The organism is Nesterenkonia natronophila (assembly GCF_003595215.1).
GTDB classification, from domain to species: Bacteria; Actinomycetota; Actinomycetes; order Actinomycetales; family Micrococcaceae; genus Nesterenkonia; species Nesterenkonia natronophila.
Genome location: NZ_QYZP01000001.1, coordinates 782443 through 801971 on the forward strand (window position 1 = coordinate 782443; position 19529 = coordinate 801971).

Here is a 19529-nt window from a genome sequence, read left to right on the forward strand (position 1 = left end):
TTAGGAGACCTCCTGATGAGTGCGAGTGGTGCTGCGGGCGGTGGCGCGGTAATCCGCAGCGGCTGAAATGATCCAAGTGAACAGGGCGTGGTCAGTGGGATGGTGGTGTGCCCGGTCCTCCGGATGCCACTGTACGGCCACAATACGGTGCTGGGGATCTTCGAGTGCTTCGATGCAGCCGTCCTCAGCACGGGAGACCACCTGAAGGCCCTGGCCGAGTTTTCCCACCGCCTGATGGTGGTAGCTCGAGACATCGACGGTGGTGGCCTCTCCCAGAGCCTGGGCCAAGTGAGTTCCGGGTGTGATGTCGACGTCGTGGACAGTGTCGACATGCTCCTGAGGCTCGGTGGGCCAGTGTTGGATCATCGAACCCCCGCGTTCCACGTTCCACAGCTGCATCCCGCGGCAGATCAGCAGCGCTGGAATCCCTAAAGTCTCGGCCGCCAGGATTGCCCGAGCGTCGGCGTCGTCCTGGCCGGAAAAGTCGGTTGGGCTCAGCTGCTCGTCCGGCTTCTGGCCGTAGCGGGCAGGGTCTATGTCGGACCCGCCGGGCAGGACCAGGCCGTCCAGCAGGTCCCAGTCATGAAACTCCGCGCCGGGAAAGATCACCAGGGGCTGGCCTCCGGCGCGAACGATGGCCTCGAGGACCGCGTTGGCGACCACCGACCCTGAGTAGCGTAGGCCGTTGACGGACTTGGACCACATGGCTGGCACGCCGATGCGCGGCCGTGACTGCGTGGAGAGAATGGTCATGAGGGTCTCCCTGTGTGAAGCTCCGCGGGGAACGGCAGCTGTGGCATCCATTTGGCCCAGACCTCTGCCAGCTGTCCTGATTCGATGACTCTGCTCAGTGCACTGTTCAGCGTCTCAAGAAGTTCCGGCCTGTCTTTGGCCACTCCGACGCCCCACGCATTCTTTGTGGGGGAGGTGAAGGCGATGTCGAACTCCGGATCGTCTCCCAGCGGCACTGTGACCACATCGTCGTCGACCATGGCGTCCACGCTGCCGTCGCGGACAGCGGCGATCATGTCTCCGAAGACATCGTCTGAGGCAGTGAACGGCACCGGGATGGCTCCGGGGAACGTCTCAGCCAACTGCATGTTCGCGCTGTCAGCAATAGCGGCTACCCGCCGCCCGGAAAAGTCGTCAGGTCCCCGGGCGAAATCTCCGGCCCGGACCAACACGGACTCGTCGAATATGGCATACGGACGGGTGAAGTTCACCTGCTCCTGGCGCGTTGGAATGATGCCTTGGCCGCACCACACTGCGTCAGCCTCGTGGCGCTGCACCATGGGGATCATGTTGTCCCAGGACGTGAGCATCCAGGTCACGTGCGCTCCCAATTCCTGGGCCACCAACCCCGCCACCTCGGGCTCGTAGCCTGAACGGGTCCGACCGCCGTCGGGGGAGAGGTTGAACAGTGGTGGGGCGTGGGAGTCTATGCAGGCGAGTTTCAGGTCTTGCATCGCCATGAGGCCTCCTTCGGCGCTGTCGGGTTCACGGGATGGCCTGCCAGTACTGCTTATACTCCCACTCGGTGACGGCGCCGCAGTATCGGGCCCATTCGTCGGTCTTGAGCTCCAAGTACAGCGACGCCAACTCTGCGGGAAGGGTGCTCTGAATGTATTCGTCGGCCTTGAAAGCGTCCAGCGCATCGCCGAGGGTCATCGGCAGTGGATCGCCGGTTGAGCCCGGTGCAGGGGGCTCAATGCGGTTTCCGATCCCGTCTGCCATGGCGGCCAGCAGCAGGGAGTGCGATAAGTACGGGTTGACCGAAGCATCGGGCACCCGCATCTCGGCGCGGCCGTTGGCAGAGATGCGCACTGAGCTGGCACGGTCATCCAGACCCCAGTTGGCTCGTGCGGGAGCAAACTGTCCCGGATCCCAGAAGCGCTTGTAGGAGTTCACGGTGCTGGACATGACCAGCATCATGCCCGCAGCGTGTTTGAGAATACCCCCGATGGCCCAGCGGCCCAGCTGGGACATGTGCAGCTCCTCGACACCGTCAATGACGAAGGCGTTGTTGCCGTTGGCGTCCCAGAGGCTGATGTTGTGGTGACAGCCGTTGCCCATAGAACCCAGGTATGGCTTCGGCATAAAGCTGGCCTCCACGTCGAACTCACGCGCCACCTGCGAGCAGATCTGACGGTAGGTGACCAACCGGTCAGCGGTGAGCTCGGCGTCGTCGAAGTTCCAGTTGCACTCAATCTGGCCCTGGTCCTCGTAGTCGGTCTCGATCATGTCGAAGCCGAGCGAGGTGGCGTACTCCTGGATCCTCTTGTAGATGGGACGCATCCCCTCCAGGTTCTCCACCTGGTAGGCGGGGGAGTGCCCGGGAATCAAGACTGGTTCAATGGATTTTCCGTACCAGGTCATCTCCGGCTCCGTGCCGGACTTCATGGTCAGGCCAAAGGTGTCTTTCATCAGCTGATGGGTGCGCATCAGGTGGGCGCGAGAGTCCGTCCCCAACGGCCTGCCCCCGACCTCCGGCAGGTGCGGCGGCTCATAGGTGGTGCAGAAGATGCGACCGATCTCGCCGTCCCAGGGATACTGCTGGAATGTGTCCGGAACCGGCAGTGCAACAAACTCTTTGGCGGTGATGCCGCCGATCAGGTTGCCGAAGATATCGTTCTGCAGGTCGGAGATCGCGGTCCTGTGGAAGTTGATTCCGCGCTCCAGGTTCCGCACCACGTGCTTGGCGGGCACCATCTTGGCGACGGTGCGGGACTTCAGTGTCGGAATCGTGTAATAGATGTACTTAACTCCGGAGCGGGCGATCTGCTCGGTGATCCGATCCACGGTTTCCTCAGTGAGGTTCGCACTCTGGTGGCGGTAGAACGCCTCGCGGTCGGTCAGGGCTGAGTGTGCCCGGTGCTGATAAAGGCTGGTGAGGCTCTGACCTGCAGTGCGTGTTGCCTGGTGCAGCTGGTCAATGAGGGGTTCGTGGCCGGTGGGGAGATCGGTTTCAAGGTTTGTCGTGGTCATGATGTTTCCCATCTCGATGGTTGATCTGCTCAGTTGGTCGTCAGCTGCGTGGGGGCGAGGAGTTCGGACAGTGGCTGCCCGAGGTGGCTGCGGAGCTGGATCAGGCGTGCCGGTGGCAGTGCAATAGTCACCAGACCCACAATGGTGTTGTCTCGCGTGTAAGCGACGGTGACCCCCTCATCGAGGGCTTCCAGACTGCCTTCGATGACGCGGACATCCGTAGCGTGGTGCGGTACGCCCAGACCTTGGACGCGGGTACCGAAGACATCGCTCCAGAAACTGGGAACGGAGGAGTATGGTGCTGGCGGCTGATTGCCGGTGAGGTCCGCGACCAGGCTCCGTGCGGCGGTCTTCGCGGTGTCGATCGCGCCCTGCCAGTGCTCGACCCGGCGCGGCAGGCCGTCGGTCCATTGGTCCGGATAGCGAGCGATGTCCCCTACGGCTACTGCATTCTGGGCGCCGAGGACCCGCAGGTGTTTGTCCACCAGAACGCCGTCGGTGAGATCTAGCCCGTTGCCCTGCAACCACTCGGTGTTCGGCAGTGAGCCCACCGCTTCAACGATGACCTCGGCTTCCAGCTCGGCGCCGTCGTTGAGTCGTACACCCGCCACACGCTGGTGGTGCGGATCCGTCTGGTCGGTGAGAAACTCGGTGACGACTTTTCTGGTGCGGATCTGCAGTCCACGAGAAACGAACCAATCACGCATGGCAGCGGAAACGGTCCCGCCCAGGGCGCGGTGCATTGGACCATTGGAGCCTTCAATCAGCTGCACATCGCAGCCTAGGCTGATCGCAGTGGCCGCCACCTCGCAGCCTACGAATCCGCAACCGATGACGACTACCTTGACCCCGGGGGTGAGCCGCTGCCGCAGGGCCAGCGAATCGTCGAGGGTCCGCACCACATAACGCCCCGGGGTAGGCCCGGGGACGTCGAGCCGCCGGGGCCGAATCCCGGTGGCGATCACCAGGCCGTCGTAGTGCAGCGACTCACCAGAGTCCAAGGTGATTGTCTTATCGGTAAGGCTGCATGCTGCTGCCCGTTCACCGAGCCTGAACGTCAGCGGCGCAGCTGAGGCACGCTGCCGCAGGAGTACCGAATTCAGCGCTTCATCGGGGGAGTGCTGCGAGGCAAGTGTCTCTTTGGACAGCGGCGGCCGGTTGTAAGGCGGATGGACCTCGTCGCCGACGAGGACTATCTCGTCCTTCCACCCAGCGCCGCGCATCTGCTCGGCGCTGCGCAACCCTGCCATTGACGCTCCGACGACGACGATGCGGCGCCCGGTACCCTGAGCACTCACTTCAGATCACTGCTCACCTTTGAGGAAGATCGCCTGCACGGGGCAGACGTCCATGGCGTCTTCGATGTATTCAAGGTCCGCATCCGGAAAGTCCTCTTTGTACTGCAGGACGCCGTCGGCGTCGAGTGAGAAGTTGTCCGGCGCCGCGATCGCGCACTGTCCGTGGTTGTCACAGATGTTCCTGTCGACCCAGACCTTCATGAGCTGTGTCCTTTCCCGAGGGTTTCAGTCGTTGCGGATGATTTGGGATGCAGGGCTAACCCTGCGCTGTTTCACTGGCCTCGCGCTTGTCGAACGCGATCTTCAGCCTGACGGGGCCGGTGTTGCCCGAGTCCGGCATCCATTCATCGCCGCCTTCCACAATGCCCAGGTTCGTGATGCGGGTGGCCAGCGCCGGCAGGGCAGCCTGCATGTCGGACCGGGCCACGAAGTGACCCAGACAGTGGTGAACGCCGCCTCCGAATGCATAGTGGGGCTTGCGCTCAGCTTCCAGATTGATTCGTGTCGGGTCTGAGAACACTTCCGGGTCGGTTCCGGAGGCGTAGGTGAACATGTGCACGGTGTCACCCGGGTGGAAGGTGAGGTCCTTATGCTGAAATGTGTCGACCACCTCACGGGTGACCCACCGGGTGGTGGGGTTGACCCGCAGAGACTCTTCTACGGCGGCTTCCGCAAGCTCCTCGGGTCGCGATGCCAGCAATTCCCACTGGTGCGGCTGGCGAATGAAGGACTGCATCGCAAGACCCAGCTGGTTCCGGGTGGTGTCCATGCCGCCAAAGATCAGCAGGACCAGGAGATTCTGCAGCTGCGCGTCGCTGAGGCTGTCTCCATCTCGGCTAGCATCCACCAGGCGGGTGACGAAGTCGTCCTTGGGATTCTGCTGACGATCTGAGATCAGCTGGTCGGCGTAGCGGTGCAGCTCCTCGAGTGCCGCATCGATCTCCTGGATCTCCGCCTTGATATTCACACCCAGGGCTGCACCCACTGTGGAGGCGAGCCGGTTGATGGTGGGCCACTCGTCCTCATCAATTCCGAGCATGATGCATAGGACTCTTGTGGCGAAGGGGGCGGCGAAGCCTTCGACGAACTCGACTTCACCGCTGTCAATCCACTGGTCAATGAGTTCGTTGGCCAGTTCGTCGAAGCGGTCTCCGAGGGCCTTGATCTTTCGTGGGGAGAACGCGGGATTCGCCAGGCGCCTGATGCGGTGATGATCCTCGCCCTCAAGGACCAGCAGATTCTTGGCCCACCAATCGTGGAAGAGGCCATCGTGTACACCATGGTGCTGGGGCCACTTGGCTGACCCCTGAATCATTCGCGGGCTCTTCATAAGCGTGGAGACATCCTCGTAGGAGAGGACTGCGATCCCATAGTTGGTGCGGGCGTACCAGTGCGCATCCCGAGCATCACGCACGGCCTCGGAGGCCATAGCGAAATCCGAAGCTGAGATGTCCAGGTAGGGGACTGTGTCGGCTGTGGTCGGCATGCCGGTTCTCCTTAGTAGGGGTTGTCGTGATGATCGACTCGTCCTGAAGCAGCGGCTGCCGCGATTCGGGACTAGTTGTTATCTGCATCACTCCATGTGAGATGAAATACTAACAGGAATAGAGGTTTACGCAATACCTCTGGGGTCCTAGTGTTCGAGAGCATTGCTCTCGAATCGATTCCCGGGCAATGCAGGTGCCAGGTGAACCCACTGGTGTCTGGTGATATTGCAGAAACTGAGACGAAGAGCGAGGGAGGATTCGTCCGCTGTCAACACCTATGATCAATTTTGTTACCAAAACGTGACCTGCATCACACACCACAGGCTTTATGGTTTTATCAACCAAACACAGAGGTTTTGGTGATTCGCATCTTGATCACGCGGGCTAGGACCACCTATAGCTGGCGTGTGACTCGACGACGGAGGTCACGCTCATGGAATTCTTAGGTGAAGTCATCATTTACATAATGATGATATCTCTTTTAATTGGAGCAGGAGCGCATATAGTGCGTCCCAGTTCGCAACTCGGATTAGAGTTCAAAGAAGGCATTCTGATGATGGGTCATATTTTCATACCTATCGCAGGTATAATGACCCTTATTCCAGTTATCGTTCCGGCTATCAACACCGTCGTTGCGCCGGTATATTCCGCGATGCACTCCGACGCCGCGATCGCTACCAGCACCTTCATCCCTAGTGACTTGGGCGCCTATCACCTGGCGTATGAGGTGGCCGACGGGCACGGAGCCTGGATTCTAGCCTTTACCGTCAGTCTTACCGCAGGTGCGACTATCGCATTCTGTATTCCTGTGGGTCTGTCGATCCTGGAGCGGCGCGACCACAAGTACCTGGCACTGGGCGTCATGTCAGGGTTCCTGGCGATTCCGTTCGCCTCACTCTTCATGGCCATCATCCTGCTGCAGAGTGGTGTCCCGCTGCGTGAGGGAGTCGAGGCCACAGGCGCGGGGACGCGGCCCTTTGATCTGAGCTACGGCGAGGTATTGCTTAACTTGATTCCACTCGCCATCATGATGGGTCTGCTGTCATTGGCACTGCGTTTCTTCACGCAGAAGATGATTGCCGCGTTCCTCTACTTCGGGCGTTTTCTGCAGATCGTCACCACAGCAGCGGTTGCACTTTCCGTAGCTGAATACTTCACCGGAGCATTCTCAACTATCTTCGGAAGCTGGCCGCTGGCTCCCTTCATTGCTGACGCGGAGGATCAGTTCCGGGCACTCGAAATCGTCGGTTATATTGCTGTCATGCTCGCCGGAGCATTCCCACTCATTTACATGATTCGCAAGATTCTCGCGAAACCGCTGCAGATTGCAGGCCGGAAGATCGGCATCTCTGAAGCCGGCATAGCAGGCTTCTTGGCGACCATGGCTAACGCAGTGGCACTGTTCCAGCTCGTACGCCTCATGCCACCCAAAGACAAAGTTCTGACCATTGCGTTCATGGTCTGCGCGGCGTTCGCCGTGGGGGATTACCTCGCGTTCACTGCAACATTCCAGCCGAACATGATTGTCACGATGGTGATCGGCAAACTGGCTGGAGGCCTCCTAGCTGTCGGCTTCGCCATCTGGTTGGCCCTGCCTTACGCTCGCCGGCTCGAACTGCAGGACCGGGAGGATGGCCTCATTGATGAAAATGGGATCGGCATCACCATCCCGGAGGAAGCGCCTGAGCCGGTGGTAGTGCGAGCAGATGGTCCCCCCGCAGGGCGTGGTAAAGAATTTGGGCAAGTCCCTGGAATCAAAGATGCATAAGATCCCGCGATGAAGAGCGCGACGTTCGTCACAGCTTTCGCGGCGACCGGAGTGGAGACCCGATGGTCCGCGGGTTCCACCTCAGACTGAGATTCGCAGTCAACTCACCGGTCGCCGCGGAAGCTGACCGCGCGGGGGACCGTCCTCGCGCGACCTGTTCAGCGGAGTCCCTCGGACTGAACCTTGCCCTCCGGCGGAACTGAGGATCCCGTGTAGGGAGGACTTGCCGACCCGCAACACCGCCGGGTTGATGCTCTGACGCTCTCCCACGCAAATTGGGCCCTCACCGTCTGGTGAAGGCCCAATTTCTGTTGAGTGCTGCGACACCATCTACCGTTTGCCGGCGATTGCGCTCCAGATGAAGGAGACGATGAGGCCGCCGAGGATCGCGAAGCCCCAGGTGGGGAGGTCGAAGAAGGCATCGTTGACGTTAACACCGAAAATTGCTGAGGCGATCCAACCGCCTAGAAGGGCGCCGAGGACACCGGTAATAAGGGTGACCAGGATGCCGCCAGGTTGCTTGCCCGGCAGGATAGCTCGGGCGATAGCGCCTGCAATAAGTCCTAGGATGATCCAGCCGATGATGCTCATGGTGTTACTCCGATCTAGTTGGGGAAGCTGGGGCATAACAAGATACCGCGATCCGGACACCCAACGATCACTCTGCCTAGCGTGTCGCACCTCGGAGCGGACAGGCGCTGACCTGGGCACTTGTACAAGACGCCGTTCCTGGTATGACTGACACCGCAGGCCCGCAGCGGTCTCCTCGACCGGACCGAAGGCTTGACCTCGTCTTCAGCTCAACGATCAGTCATGGCGCATGCGCTACGCCAAGGTCTGCTCCACAATAAGAAAAGTGCCAGGCCACCGAATCAACGGTGTCCTGGCACTTCACAGGGCGGAGACGGAGGGATTTGGGCCCTCTAAAACTACTCAGGAGTAATGAGCCTGCATCCCAGTAACGACGCGGAAGTAGCCGATCTGAGGGCCGGAACGTTGCCAAGAAAATACGCTCCAGGTGCACCCGTGTGACAAGGGGTAATTCCAGGTGATGTCCCCCAGGGGACATCTACTCCTGCAACTCGGGGTGGATCATGCCGCCGTCGCGAATCTCCCAGATAGTATCCCGGACCATCACGTTGTCGAAGTTGATCTGATCCACCGTCTCGCGGTCGTAGAACACTCTCAAGATCACACTATCCTCAGTGTTCCCATACTGGTCAGTCATAGGGAAGGACCCCTCAATGACAATACGCGTGCTATCCGGATGCTCCTCGAGTGCCTCCTCAATGGCTTCCAGTGTGTCTCTCCGTGCGCCGTTGCGGATCATGTTCATGGTGAAGTTGTCCGCTATATCGAACTCAACCGTAGTTTCAGACCAGCCATCACCACCCTCCTGAGTGATAGTGAAGTCTGATTGCTCCTCTTCAGCCTCTTCCTGGGCTAATTCCTCGTCGTCCTCTTCCTCTGCCTCTTCATCCTCTGGTCTGGTGACATTGACGACGACATCTGAATCGTCCTCGATTAGCTCACCACTGTCCGGGTCTGTGGACACAGCTACCCAGTTGCTCGCGTCCCACACACCGCCTTCGGTATCTGTCTCGAAATCAACGGAGAATCCAAGATCCTCTAGAGCGTCGCGTGCCTCGTCGGCTGGCATGCCCTCAACTCCAGGGACCTCTGCCATTCCTTCCAGTCGCTCAGCCTCAGCTTCAGCCTCTTCGCGCTCGCGCTCTTCTTCGGCCTCACGTTCTGCTTCTGCCTGACGCTGCTCGTCGGCTTCTCGCTCGGCCTCTTCTTCTGCTTGTCGATCAGCCTCTTCCTGCTCTTCCTGCTCGGCACGGTCGTCCTCGGCTTGCTGAGCCCTCTCCTCAGTACCTTCGGGGTCCATAATGGCGAGGCACGCACCACCCACCACGGCAAGAATGAATAATGCTAGGAAGCCACCGCAACCAAAAGTAGCGATACGGGCAATCAGCGGCCATCGCCTAAATTTCTGCCAGAGTGATACCTTCTCGGGCGCACTGGCCGGTGCGGCGGTACGCGAATTGTGTTCTTCTGACATTGCTCCCCCTGAAGCTGCAAGTAACTACGCCACCATCGAATGACGCTGATCACGGCCTATGTGTTCATGGTAGATGCGGACAACCTTCGGGAGAACCCCCAGGTCAGTGGCGACCGCGCCCACGGTGTCGTGTGCTTGGGTGGCTTGGGACCATTCGGAGCGGCGGATCAACATCGTGGCGGCGAAGACATCAGCATCCCATTCCATGCGCTGATGGCAGCCGAAGTGCTCGTGATAGGCGTGGCCGAGTTCATGGCCGAGCGTGTATTCCCGCTGCAGCGGGCCCAGGTCTGGACGCAGGCGGATGGTGAGCGTTGAGTTGCAGTAGTCTCCCCAGGCACCTCGAAACGGCCTCTCGCTCACAATCTGCACGCCGAGGGCGTACGCGTAGTCCTCCAACTCCATAAGAGGCAACCCTAGGGGAGGGGTAGGAGATGGCTAGGGGAGATCGCGAATTGGCCACCCGGCTTCAGTCGCCAGAAACAGAGATCCGGCCTTTCACCCCGCCTCACGATGTTGGGTAGCTGTCGGCCGACATTCAGCCGTTTTTTCGACCTCGCGCAGCTGCCCTTTGTGCAAGGAAAAGACCTTCGCGCCATGAACAATGATCGCCTGTTGCTCTCTAGGGCGCCACCACTTTTTCTTGTCAGCGGTGAGGATCATCCACCCGCGTTGCGCAATCTCTGGTATCCAGAACTCGTCTATTTCTTTTTGGCCATCGTCGGCATAGAGGTCTCGCATGTGAAACGCGCGGTACCCGAACTTTTCAAGGCCGACCAGCTCACCGTCGAATCCAACAGCGACCTGAGCACACGGCCTTGGCCGGGGCGGGAGACGCTATGTGTCGCTAACGGGTGGAGGCTCCACCTCGGCGCGACTAGAGCTTGACGTTCTTGCTAATACTCATCACATGGCTGATCTCACTCAGAAGAACGAAGCGCCTGCCCGAAAAAGAGTGTTTCGCGGACTATATGAGATGGTCGAGCTCGAAGAACAGCCGTATCGTCGCTTGATTAAGATTCTGGGTGCTCCGTACCCAGGTTGGCTAGTATTTCTGCCGCTGAGGGAGGTATCCCCACCCGGCGGTTCGACAGCTCGGACTTAGGTGCGCCGACATACTCGCCGGTCTCGCGGTTCTGTCTAATCGCCTTGGATACCCGAATAGCCTGCCGGGTTTCGGTGATGGTCACGTCTCGGACCTGGAGCGCCCGCAACTCAGACGGCCGCAGTCCCGTCGCCAGCAGCAGCGAGCAGGCATCAGCATGTACGGGGTGCTTGATCCGGGAGATAATCGCCCGCGCCTCGTCCCTGGTGAGAAACATGTCCTCTTCCGAATCATCAGATTGCGTGACCTTCGGCAGCATGTCCGGCTTCATAGGAATACCGTTGCGGTGGTGGCGATCCTCTGCGTGCTTGAGCGCTGAAACGAGCCACCCGCAAACGTGGTAAGTCATCTTCGCACCCAGCGGTTTCGCTTCCAGGCTGAGCACGAATCGGCGGCAGTCATCCTCGGTGACCTGATCCACAGGCCAATTGCCCAACGCGGGCCCGATGTGATTCTTCATGTATCCGCGGTAGGTCTGCTTCGTGAACGCGGCAGCGCGGAGTAGCTCGAGGCGCTCTTCGCTTATCTGGGAGACCGTGGGAGCTTTGGATTTCTGCTTGGCGAGGACCTTGTCGGCCTTGGCGGAGTTGCCCTTGACTGCCTCAATGAGATGCTTTCATTCCAGCGCAGCTTTCTCGCTGTGATACGTGCTGGATTTCTTGTCACCATCTTCGCGCCAGATGACCCGCCATGTGGTTCCCCTGGGGCGTTCGCGCTTTTCGATGCTTGCCATGAGGCTATTGTAGTGAGAACTGGGGGACAGGCCCGGAATCAGTGGCTCTACTTCCGCTTGATTCCGGACCTCTAGTGGCGGAGACGGAGGGATTTGAACCCTCGGCAGAGAATTAACCCTGCACCACCATTCCAGGGTGGCTCCTTCGGCCGCTCGGTCACGTCTCCAAAGTTGTCCTCTACTTTCACGGACCGATACATCGTAGCTGAAAACCCAACCGCTTCGCACATCGGTCTAGCGAGTCAGCCCCGCGTTCACGCCACCAGCTTGTGGTGGAGGTTCTCAGCCAACCGCTCCGGGTCTGTCTGCTGCTTCAGCAGATCGATCAGACCGGAGGCTCCGCCAAGTTCGGTGAGCATAGAATCCATGGAGTCCGCGGGTGCCGAGAGAAGTGGGTGCTTGGAGGCAAAAAACTCTGCGGTCCGCCTGGCATCATCGGAGTCAATCTCAGCGTGGCTGGACCTGCTGTAGGCGGAATGGGCCAACCGGTCGAATATGGCCGAGAGATTCTGCTCCGTGCGCGCATAGTCCTCCACAATCACGCTGCGGTCCGCCCCTAGGAGCTGCAGCACCACGGCGGCCAGGATCCCGGTCCGATCCTTGCCGGCCGCGCAGTGGAACAGCACCCCTCCTGTGGATCCGCCGATCACTTCAAGGCCCTCGGCCACCTCATGGATATGGCTGCGCACCAGCCCCGCATACCACCGGCCCACATCGAGCGGAGAGGTCATGGACGGGGCCACCTCGATCAGCGCGAGAGGATGCACCGCCATCTCAGCAAGGGGCAAATGGTGGGCCGCGACGCCGAGCTCCCCAGCCAGCCGGTGGGGGGAGTGAGCCACTTCCGGGGTCGAACGCAGATCCAAAACTGCAGACAGTCCTTGAGCAGTCAGCGCGGCCAACTCTTCCCGCGGGGACATAGTGAGATCGTCGGCTCGCCACAGCACTGCAGGCCGCACAGACCCGCCTTCCACGCGTATTCCGCCGAAGTCGCGGAGGTTGACCAGGGGCCGGGTTGTGAGGGTGGCGTCGTCGATTGTCATTGGTGTCAGTTTAGATGACGCTGGTGTGGACTCCTGCGGAGGCGTGGTTCGCGTCGATCGCAAATCACGCGGTACTATGGAGTCTGACCCCACGCGTGGTGTCATCCTGCTGAACTCCCCCAGGACCGGAAGGTAGCAAGGGTAAGCGGGCTCTGGCAGGTGCGCGTGGGGTTCTTGATTTCTACGCGACGTAGAAAACGGCGGTAGAATGAGGTCTCAGACCTTTCTATCCGCACCCATTCAAGGAGCACCATGTCCCGCGATTACGTTGCCTCACCCATGCCCAAGCTCACGTTCCTCACTGGTGCGGTTCTGGTGGTAGTGGGCATCGGGGGATACTTGGTCTCCCTCGCCAATGAGACCGACCACTGGACGGCACTGATCCCGTCCCTGGTCGGCCTGCTCTTGCTGGTCAGCGGCGCGATCGCCCTGAAGAACCTCATGGTGGGCGTGCACATCGCACTGGTCCTTGCCCTGATCGGCGCCCTGGGCATGCTGATGCCGCTGGCGAGCCTGGGCGACCTCTTCGCGGGTGAGGCTGAACGTCCCGCAGCCGTGGTCTCAGCCCTGATCTCGCTGATCGTTCTGGTGGTCTACCTCATCCTGGGCGTGCGCAGCTTCCTTGAGGCTCGCCGCTGGAAGAAAGCCAACGCCTGAGGCTCGTGACCGCCCACCTCAGCTAGCACGCTAGCTGGGGCGAGAACATGCCCGCATCCTCAGCCTCAGCCTGGGCCCACGCCTCTTCCACAACCGCCAGGAACCGGTCATTGGGTGCGAAGTATGCTGGTTCCCCCCACCCCTGGCGGGCCATGTCCTCATTGACGAACACATCCTCCACGAACACGCCCGCCAGCAGCCGGTCGTAGCGGTCCCGCATCTCTTGGTCGAAGTCCAGCACGACGACGTCCCCAGGAGCCAGCAGCCCACTGATCGCCTCGGATGCCTCCGGGCCGCCGCACTCCACCGGCTCTGTGGGATGCACCGTCTCCGGGGTGTCGATATTGAGCAGCCGCACCCTCTCATCGTCTCCTTCGATGGAGACCACGATGGTGTCCCCGTCCACTACGCGCACCATTTCAGCCGCTACCGCATCCTCTGAGAATCCCTGCGGAACCTCCAGGGGACGCTGATTCCACCAGCTCAGCGTCCCCGCGGTCGCGACGGCCAGTATCACCACGGCCACCCACACCCACACGCTTGACGCCAACGGCCGCCGCCGTGAACCTGCGCGACCCGCGGCGGGAGCTACGCTGCGCTGCGCACCCCGCTTTCCACCCCGCCGCATCAACCGTGGGGCGAGACTGCGGGCGGAGTGCCTGGGATGTCGCCGTGAGCTCCTCATTGGGTCATCACTGTAGCCCTCCGTCCCCACATGGAATGAGCTCCCAGCGCCAAATGTCGAATCCATTCGTTCTCAGCAGCTGAAGAGGCCTCAGAGCGGACGGTTTTGACACTTGAGTGGGCCGCGGGACCCCATTCGGTTCGAAAAAGGGCTCCACTTCCGCCTGTTCTTCGAAAACGCAAAGAAATGCAAATCTTTACCTGAGTTGGGGTAGCGCAGGGGTTGCACAGTGGCGAAAACTTATAAATGTCAGAGATGACGGCCACGAATCAAAGGAGATTCCCATGACAGAGACCCTGACCAACGCCACAGCTCAGAACGGCACCCCGCAGGAGAGCAGCTTCCAGCCCGAAACCCGGGATGTGTTCGAGCAGAAGGCTCAGGCACTGCAGAAGGAATGGGACACCAACCCTCGCTGGAGCCAGACCACCCGCGACTACACTGCGGAGGAGGTCATCCGCCTCCAGGGCACCGTCCAGGAGGAGCAGACCCTGGCCAAGCGCGGTTCCGAGAAGCTCTGGGCTCAGCTCACCGAGGAGCACGCCGCCGGGAAGTTCACCAACTCCCTGGGCGCACTCACCGGCAACATGGCGGTCCAGCAGGTCAAGGCCGGCCTGCGCGCCATCTACCTCTCCGGCTGGCAGGTCGCCGGTGACGCCAACCTCTCCGGCCAGACCTATCCGGACCAGTCGTTGTATCCGGCCAACTCAGTGCCCTCCGTGGTCCGTCGGATCAACAACGCGCTGCTGCGTGCCGACCAGATCGAGTACCTGGAAGGTAAGCGCACCGTAGAGGACTGGGTCGTGCCGATCGTGGCCGACGCTGAGGCAGGCTTCGGCGGTCCGCTCAACGCATACGAGCTGATGAAGCAGATGATCGGCGCCGGCGCGGCAGGCGTGCACTGGGAAGATCAGCTGGCCAGCGAGAAGAAGTGCGGCCACCTGGGCGGGAAGGTGCTGATCCCCACCGGACAGCACATCCGCACCCTGCAGTCGGCCCGCCTCGCATCCGATGTCTCCAACACCCCCAGCGTGATCATCGCCCGCACCGATGCCGAGGCGGCCACCTTGATCACCTCGGACGTCGACGAGCGTGACAAGCCCTTCATCACCGGAGAGCGCACTGCAGAAGGCTTCTACAAGGTCCGTAACGGGATCGAGCCCTGCATCGCCCGGGCCAAGGCCTACGCCCCCTACTCGGACCTGATCTGGATGGAAACCGGCACTCCGGACCTGGAACTGGCCAAGAAGTTTGCTGAGGCTGTGAAGTCGGAGTACCCAGACCAGATGCTGGCCTACAACTGCTCACCGTCCTTCAACTGGCGCAAGCACCTCGACGACGAGACCATCGCCAAGTTCCAGCGCGAACTGGGCAAGATGGGCTTCACCTTCCAGTTCATCACGCTGGCCGGATTCCACGCCCTGAACTACTCAATGTTCGAGCTCGCCAAGGGCTACAACGCCGAGCAGATGAAGGCATACGTGGAGCTGCAGGAGAAGGAATTCGCTGCAGAGGCTCAGGGCTACACCGCCACCAAACACCAGCGAGAGGTCGGCACCGGATACTTCGACGCCGTCTCCACCACTTTGAATCCCGAATCCTCCACAGTTGCGCTGCGGGGATCCACCGAAGAGGGCCAATTTTAGTAATCACCGGGCCGCAGACCCGAGTGTGAGCAGATAAGGAACCATTGTCATGAATACCGGACAGACCATCACCATCAACGGAATCACGCTTGCCGGACCGACCGTGCCACGGCAGAACGAACTGTTCACCGGCGCAGCCCTCGAGTTCCTGGCAGTGCTCCACCGCGAGTTCGCCCCACGGTTGATTGAACTGGGGCTGGGGTCGGAGACGCCGCGGTCCTCGTCCGGTTGGCAGGCACTGGTGCAGCGCCACCTGACCGAGCCGCCGAGCAGCTTCATCAGTCCGCGGAGGCTCTCCCGCAGCGAAGAGCGGATCCTGTGCAACGGCAGTGCGCTGTCGGCGGGCATCGTGGACTTCGGTCTGCACATCCACCGCAACGCTCGGCGGCTGCTGTGGGAAGGTAGGGCACCGTTCGTCTCGCTCCCCGGTACTGAAGGGGAGGAGGAGCTGCAGCTGTGGCAGGAGCTCTTCGTCCGAGCAGAGGAGCTGATGGACCTGCCGGAGGGCACCATCCGGGCTATCCACCTTCGTCCCGGCGAGCCGGACATGGACGACGACGAGGACGGCCAGGCCTGCAGTGCGGCTGTGCTCATGACTCGTCCGGGGGCTCGCGCCAAGGTCGCTTGAGATCGGGGCAACTTAGCCCGCACACCCCTTAACCCAGTGCACCCCCGGAGCCTTCGAGGTCTCCGGGGGTGCAGTGCGTGGTGCAGCAGCTGAAGGCTCAGCTTCAGTCCATGATCTCTTCGATCAGGTCGGAGTTGTTATCCATCCAGGCGCGAGCACCGGCTTCGGGGTCATCCTCATATTCGTTGACAACGAGGTCCTCGAGCTCGGCGTACTCGTCGTCGGTGAGCTCGAATTCGCCCATCCAGTCAGCCACCTCGGGGAAGTCCGAGGAGAACTCAGAGTTGGCGATGAAGTTCAGCGTCTCAGGCTCGCCGAGTGCACCTTCGGGATCCTCAAGATCCTTCAGGTCCCACTCGCCGTAGGCCCAGAACGGCCGCCAAAGGGTGACCACGATGTCCTCTTCAGCGTTGATGGCGTTGTCCAGCTCGGTGAGCATCGCCGCGGTGGAGGAATCAGCCAGGGTGAACTCATCATCGAGGCCGTATTCGGGGAAGACCGAATCGGCGGTGACGCCCATGTGTCCGGAGCCCGGCTCGATGCCCACGACCTGACCGTTGAACATGTCAGCGTTGTCGGCCAGCTCTTCCAGAGAGTCGATCTCCGTGTACTCGGGCACCGCGAGGGTCAGCACAGCGCCCTCGTAGTAGGCGCCGAGATCTTCGAGGTCGTCGCCGTACTGCTCCATGTAGTCGGCGTGGGTGACCTCAGGCCATGCGGAGGGGTAGACGTGGATATCACCGTTGGCCACGCCGGTGTACAGCGGTGCGGCATCGTTGATCTCTTCGATCTCCACCTCGTAGCCTTCGTCCTCCAGGATGGCCTCCCACAGGTATGCCAGGGAGAGACCGTCGGTCCAGGAGGGGATGATGCCTAGGGTCACGGTGCCACCGTCGCCAGCAGCCTCGCCATCCTCGTCGCCATCCTCGTCGGCGTCATCTGCGTCTGCATCGGCATCTTCGTCAGCATCGTCGTCTGTGTCCGTGTCGGTGTCCTCGACGTCCGCATCATCGGGCTCTTCGCCGTTGTCGCCGTTGTCCTCGCCGCAGGCGGCGAGTGTCAGTCCGAGCATCGAGGCGATGGCTGCGGACTTCAGGAGTGTGGATGAAGTTCTCATCTTCTGTGGTCCTTTCCTACATAGGTGCGATTCTTCATTCTGTCCCGCCACTGGGGACGGATGGTCTGTGTCAGATGTCCCTGGCGGCGGTTGCCTGCTGCTCCGCCTGCTCCTTCGGCTGTGCCTGCTCAGGGGCCGGTTTGCTGCGGCGCAGCAGCTTGGTCAGGACTCCGGAGCCGTCGCCCACTGCCGCGGTGACGCGGTCCAGGTAGATGGCTAGCACTACCACGGAGAGCCCGGCTTCGAAGCCGAGGGCGATGTCCAGGCTGCCGATGGCCCGGGCCACCTCACCGCCGAGGCCGCCGGCGCCGACGAATCCGGCAATGACCGCCATGGAGAGCGCCAGCATGATGACCTGGTTCACCCCGGCCATGATGGTCTTCACTGCAAGGGGCAGCTGAATGCGGAAGAGGATCTGGCCGGGCGTGCTGCCGAAGGCGTGGCCGGCCTCGACCACCTCGCGGTCGACCCCCCGGATGCCCAGCTCAGTGAAGCGCACACCTGGAGGTAGGCAGAAGATCAGGGTGGCGACGACGCCAGCAGGAACACCGATGCTGAACAGCGTCACCACTGGGACCAGCCATACGAGGGCTGGCATGGTCTGCATCAAGTCCATAATGGGTCGGACTGCGCCGGAGACGCGGTCAGACTTGGCTGCAAGCACGCCGACCGGTATAGCGATGACCAGTGCGACGCCGGTGGCTACAAGCACCAGTGCCAGGGTGGCCATGGCGTTATCCCACTGGTCCATGGCGATGATGGAGACCATCAGCACCAGCGTGAGCACGGCGAGTTTCCAGTCACGGACCAACCATGCGATCAGCGCGAATATCACAGACAGCACGAGCGCGTCGGGCCAGGTCAGCAGCGTTTCCAGCCAGTCCTCTGTGAGGGTCTCCAGGCCGTTGCGCATCAGCGTGAAGGCTTCACCCAGGTTCGACCGCGCCCAGTTGAAGCCGGTCTCGATCCATTCCCCGACCTCTACCCGGGGTATGCCCATTCCGTCAGTTTCCGCGGCGCGAATCATTGGGCCACCTCCTGGTAGATGGTCTGGACCGAAGACGTGGGGGTGGGATCAGCCATAGCGTTGAGCAGCGTCACCCGGGGGATGACCCCGAGCAGCTTGCCGCTTTCGTCAATCACGGCCAGACCCGCGGCGTGCTCGGAGGCGGCTGTCATGAGTTCGGCGAGGTAGGTGTCCTCGTGGGTCGCCGGCATAGGCTTGATCAACCCTGAGAGAGTCTCCTTGCCTGCGGCGACTCCCTCGGCGATGTCGTGCTCGTACACCACGCCCTGCAGCACTCGGCTCTGATTCACCACACACAGTGAGCTGGTCTGGTTTTCGCGCATCAGCCGGTGGGCCGCACGCGGGCCCTGTTCGGAGCCCAGCAGTGCCACGGGGGGCTCTTGGATCTCCCCGGCAGTGAGCACTCGGGTACGGTCCACATCCTGGATGAACTGGGCCACGTAGTCGTTGGCCGGGTCGTTGAGGATCTGTTCGGTGGTGCCGATCTGCACAATCTTGCCGTCGCGCATCATCGCGATCCGGCTGCCTAGCCGCATGGCCTCATTGAGGTCGTGAGTGATGAAAACGATCGTCTTTCCCAGATCCTGTTGGAGCTCCAGCAGCTGGTCCTGCATCTCTTTGCGGATCAGCGGGTCGAGTGCGCTGAAGGCCTCGTCCATGAGCATGAGGTCGGTCTCTGCGGCCAGGGCGCGGGCCAGGCCCACCCGTTGGCGCATGCCGCCGGAAAGCTGGTCGGGACGCTGGCCGCCATAGCCCCTGAGCCCCACCAGGTTCAGCGCCTCAGTGGCTTTCTTCTCCCGATCGCTGCGGTTCATGCCGCGCACTTCTAGGGAGTAGGCCGCATTCTGGCCGACTGTGCGGTGCGGCATCAGTGCGAAGTGCTGGAAGACCATGGCGATCTTCTCGCGGCGGATGCTGCGCAGCCGCCGACTGTTCACCTTGGTGATGTCTTGACCAAAGATCTCCACGGTCCCTGAGGTGGCCGGCTGAATACCGTTCAGAGTGCGGATCAGCGTGGATTTGCCTGAACCGGAGAGCCCCATGACCACAAAGATTTCGCCTTGGGGCACCTCGAAGGAGGCGTCGATGACTGCTGCCATCCCTTGAGACTTCAGCTCCTCGCGGGTGGCTCCTTCTTTCAATTTTTTCACAATGGACTCAGGCCGTCTGCCGAATGCCTTGTAAACATTCTGCACACTGACCGCGTTGACGTGATTATTTTCGCTAACTGACAACCCTCAAAACTTCCTGTGCAAGTGCATCGTAGATACTCAAGATACCAAAC

The 19529-nt window shown here is 61.1% G+C and carries 20 protein-coding genes, 1 tRNA gene and 1 other RNA gene; 5 read left to right on the forward strand and 17 right to left on the reverse strand.

Annotated elements, in window-relative coordinates; all coding sequences use genetic code 11:
• Genes D3250_RS03685 through D3250_RS03710 form a run of 6 tightly spaced genes read right to left on the reverse strand, consistent with a single transcriptional unit; the run spans nt 1 to nt 5769 of the window.
• On the reverse strand, nt 1–753 hold the full coding sequence (locus D3250_RS03685) for a gamma-glutamyl-gamma-aminobutyrate hydrolase family protein (protein ID WP_119901969.1): 753 nt from the start codon (nt 751–753) through the stop codon (nt 1–3).
• The gene (locus D3250_RS03690) at nt 750–1472 is read right to left on the reverse strand and encodes a substrate-binding periplasmic protein (RefSeq protein WP_225973108.1); all 723 of its coding nucleotides are present in this window, start codon (nt 1470–1472) and stop codon (nt 750–752) included. The genes D3250_RS03685 and D3250_RS03690 overlap by 4 nt, the downstream gene beginning before the upstream one ends.
• 25 nt (nt 1473–1497) lie before the next feature.
• Nucleotides 1498–2985 (reverse strand): glutamine synthetase family protein, encoded by a 1488-nt coding sequence (locus D3250_RS03695; RefSeq protein WP_119902281.1) that lies wholly within the window; start codon nt 2983–2985, stop codon nt 1498–1500.
• Between the two features lie 29 nt (nt 2986–3014).
• Nucleotides 3015–4283, reverse strand: coding sequence for an NAD(P)/FAD-dependent oxidoreductase (locus D3250_RS03700; protein ID WP_225973109.1), 1269 nt, complete (start codon nt 4281–4283; stop codon nt 3015–3017).
• Nucleotides 4284–4289: 6 nt separating this feature from the next.
• Nucleotides 4290–4484 carry a ferredoxin gene (locus D3250_RS03705; RefSeq protein ID WP_119901971.1) on the reverse strand — a complete coding sequence of 65 codons (195 nt, stop codon included), beginning with the start codon at nt 4482–4484 and terminating at the stop codon, nt 4290–4292.
• 55 nt (nt 4485–4539) lie between these two features.
• Complete coding sequence (locus D3250_RS03710) at nt 4540–5769, reverse strand: cytochrome P450 (protein WP_119901972.1); 1230 nt, start codon at nt 5767–5769, stop codon at nt 4540–4542.
• Nucleotides 5770–6203: 434 nt separating this feature from the next.
• On the opposite strand from D3250_RS03710, the gene D3250_RS03715 reads away from it, so the two are divergent.
• Nucleotides 6204–7538, forward strand: coding sequence for an ethanolamine utilization protein EutH (locus D3250_RS03715; protein WP_119901973.1), 1335 nt, complete (start codon nt 6204–6206; stop codon nt 7536–7538).
• A gap of 330 nt (nt 7539–7868) precedes the next feature.
• On the opposite strand, the gene D3250_RS03720 is transcribed toward D3250_RS03715, so the two are convergent.
• The 7 genes from D3250_RS03720 to D3250_RS03755 all read right to left on the reverse strand — a co-directional run bounded on the left by D3250_RS03720 (nt 7869) and on the right by D3250_RS03755 (nt 12484).
• Nucleotides 7869–8129, reverse strand: coding sequence for a GlsB/YeaQ/YmgE family stress response membrane protein (locus tag D3250_RS03720; RefSeq protein ID WP_119901974.1), 261 nt, complete (start codon nt 8127–8129; stop codon nt 7869–7871).
• A gap of 478 nt (nt 8130–8607) precedes the next feature.
• Nucleotides 8608–9603: a PASTA domain-containing protein gene (locus D3250_RS03725; protein WP_119901975.1), complete on the reverse strand. Its 996-nt coding sequence runs from the start codon at nt 9601–9603 to the stop codon at nt 8608–8610.
• A gap of 24 nt (nt 9604–9627) precedes the next feature.
• Entirely contained in the window at nt 9628–10008 is a 381-nt protein-coding gene (locus D3250_RS03730) for an ImmA/IrrE family metallo-endopeptidase (RefSeq protein WP_119901976.1), read from the reverse strand.
• A 93-nt stretch (nt 10009–10101) separates the two neighbouring features.
• Nucleotides 10102–10383: a PIN-like domain-containing protein gene (locus tag D3250_RS03735; protein ID WP_225973154.1), complete on the reverse strand. Its 282-nt coding sequence runs from the start codon at nt 10381–10383 to the stop codon at nt 10102–10104.
• Between the two features lie 233 nt (nt 10384–10616).
• Nucleotides 10617–11168, reverse strand: a complete 552-nt coding sequence (locus tag D3250_RS03740; RefSeq protein ID WP_119901978.1) for a site-specific integrase — start codon at nt 11166–11168, stop codon at nt 10617–10619.
• A gap of 348 nt (nt 11169–11516) precedes the next feature.
• A tRNA-Ser gene (locus D3250_RS03750) sits at nt 11517–11608 on the reverse strand.
• Between the two features lie 87 nt (nt 11609–11695).
• A complete protein-coding gene (locus D3250_RS03755) occupies nt 11696–12484 on the reverse strand; it encodes a tyrosine-protein phosphatase (RefSeq protein WP_119901980.1) in 789 nt (262 codons plus the stop codon).
• An 82-nt stretch (nt 12485–12566) separates the two neighbouring features.
• Here D3250_RS03755 and ffs point away from each other — a divergent pair.
• Nucleotides 12567–12663, forward strand: an RNA gene (gene ffs / locus D3250_RS03760) — signal recognition particle sRNA small type.
• 73 nt (nt 12664–12736) lie between these two features.
• Nucleotides 12737–13141 (forward strand): hypothetical protein, encoded by a 405-nt coding sequence (locus D3250_RS03765; protein WP_225973110.1) that lies wholly within the window; start codon nt 12737–12739, stop codon nt 13139–13141.
• A 22-nt stretch (nt 13142–13163) separates the two neighbouring features.
• On the opposite strand, the gene D3250_RS03770 is transcribed toward D3250_RS03765, so the two are convergent.
• On the reverse strand, nt 13164–13826 hold the full coding sequence (locus D3250_RS03770) for a thermonuclease family protein (RefSeq protein ID WP_225973111.1): 663 nt from the start codon (nt 13824–13826) through the stop codon (nt 13164–13166).
• Nucleotides 13827–14110: 284 nt separating this feature from the next.
• Here D3250_RS03770 and aceA point away from each other — a divergent pair, with 284 nt between their 5' ends.
• Both aceA and D3250_RS03780 read left to right on the forward strand, forming a co-directional pair.
• Nucleotides 14111–15472 (forward strand): isocitrate lyase, encoded by a 1362-nt coding sequence (aceA, locus tag D3250_RS03775; RefSeq protein WP_119901982.1) that lies wholly within the window; start codon nt 14111–14113, stop codon nt 15470–15472.
• Nucleotides 15473–15521: 49 nt separating this feature from the next.
• Entirely contained in the window at nt 15522–16100 is a 579-nt protein-coding gene (locus D3250_RS03780) for an aldolase/citrate lyase/malate synthase family protein (protein WP_119901983.1), read from the forward strand.
• Between the two features lie 103 nt (nt 16101–16203).
• On the opposite strand, the gene D3250_RS03785 is transcribed toward D3250_RS03780, so the two are convergent.
• The 3 genes from D3250_RS03785 to D3250_RS03795 form a co-directional block, all read right to left on the reverse strand.
• A complete protein-coding gene (locus D3250_RS03785) occupies nt 16204–17217 on the reverse strand; it encodes a glycine betaine ABC transporter substrate-binding protein (protein ID WP_225973112.1) in 1014 nt (337 codons plus the stop codon).
• 70 nt (nt 17218–17287) lie between these two features.
• On the reverse strand, nt 17288–18244 hold the full coding sequence (locus D3250_RS03790; protein WP_119901984.1) for an ABC transporter permease: 957 nt from the start codon (nt 18242–18244) through the stop codon (nt 17288–17290).
• Entirely contained in the window at nt 18241–19395 is a 1155-nt protein-coding gene (locus D3250_RS03795; protein ID WP_225973113.1) for a quaternary amine ABC transporter ATP-binding protein, read from the reverse strand. Before D3250_RS03795 ends, D3250_RS03790 begins: the two co-directional genes overlap by 4 nt.
• Between the last annotated feature and the right edge of the window lie 134 nt (nt 19396–19529).